At 79.5% G+C, this 1,491-nt stretch carries 1 pseudogene; it reads left to right on the forward strand.

Annotated elements, in window-relative coordinates:
* Window positions 1-1,252: pseudogene (locus J7E86_RS29205) on the forward strand (hypothetical protein); the annotation flags it as partial.
* Between the last annotated feature and the right edge of the window lie 239 nt (window positions 1,253-1,491).

Below are 1,491 nucleotides of genomic sequence, written 5' to 3' on the forward strand. Positions count from 1 at the left end.
GGAGTGGACGGGCGGCCCGGCCCTGCGGGCGCTCGCGGCGTGGCTGGGCTTCGGCTTCGGCCCGAGCGCGGCCGCGGCCGTGGCCGCGGAGCCGGCGCCCGACCGCTCCGTCGACGTCGACACGGTCGTGCTCCGCACCGGCACCAGGGAGCGTCCGGGAGAGGGATCCCCCGCGCCCGGGGACGCGGGCTCGGACGGCCCGGCGCGGGACGCGGCTGCCGCCGGGGCGGAAGCCGACGAACTCGGCGCGGTCGCGGTGGGGGAGCGGCCGGCCGGCGCCCAGGCGGGGCGCAGCGGGTCCGGCGCGGGCGTGGTGGAGGATCGGCGGACCGCCGCCGGGGCGGAAGCCGGCAACCTCGGCGTCGGCACCGCGGAGGAACGGCCGGCCGGTGCTGAGGCGGATGACGGCGGGTCCGGCGCGGGCGCGGTGAAGGAGCGGGCGGCTGCCGCCGAGGTGGCGGACGGCAGGCCCCTCGTGGCCGACGCCGAGGCGGGGAACAGTCGGATCGGTGAAGGGGCCGGGGGCAAGCGGGCGGGGGAGAGCGGGTCCGGCGCGGGCAGGTGGTCGGCAGGCGCCGAGGCGGGAGGCGACAGGCTCGGTGGCGGCGCCGGGGACGAACAGGCTGAAGCCCGCGGGCCCGGCGCGGGCAGGGCGGAAGGGCGGCCGGCCCGCGATGAGCCGGGAGACGGCAGGACCGGGGACGGCACCGTAGGGGAGCGGTCGCCGGTCGCCGGCCCGGGGAGCGACGACCGCCTCGGTACCGCCTGTTCCCAGGCCGCCGAAGAGCTGCCTGTCAGGCCCTCGCCCGAGACGGACGCCCGCCATGGGCCCCCGGTCTTCGATCCGGTCCCGCCCGCGGGCCCCCAGGCGGACGCTCCCCTGCCGGAGCCGGGCCGGCCCGGACCGCGCCGTGTGCGCGGCTGGTGGCGGAGCAGCCGTACTCCGTGCGATCCCGCTCAGGCGGCGAGCCCCCAGATGGCCAAGAGTGCCCGGGGCCGCTCGTGGTGGCGGGGCGGAGCCGCGAAGGGCCGGCACGCGGCGTCGCCGCGTGTGGGCCCGGCCTCGGCGCACGGCCGGGCGGGCACCCCGGTGGTCGAAGGCATCGTCATCGGACTCGACACGGCGCCCTTCGACGGCGCGGCCTGGCACGACACGCGCGCCCGCCAGGTCCGCTGGGCGGCGCTGAAGGACTCCGGCGGCGGACTCATGCCGGAGTTCGAGCCCAGCGACGTGACGCGTCAGAGCGACTGAACCGCCGGGCACGGGGCCGGGCATGCCGGCTGAGGGCACTCGGCGGTGCTGATCGGCCCTGTACCTGCGGCCGCGTGGACGACGACCCGGCGGCAGCCGATCCCGCGCCGGCGACCGTCCGGGTGCCGGCCGGGAACGTAGAGCCCCGTCCCCGGCGGCTTGGCCGACGCGCGTCCGAGTCGTGCCGGCTCTGTGGCTCGGGTGCCGCGTCTCCTGTGTCAGCCGGTCGCGTGTCTGTG

It is taken from the genome of Streptomyces sp. ISL-11, from assembly GCF_018614525.1.
Lineage (GTDB): Bacteria > Actinomycetota > Actinomycetes > Streptomycetales > Streptomycetaceae > Streptomyces.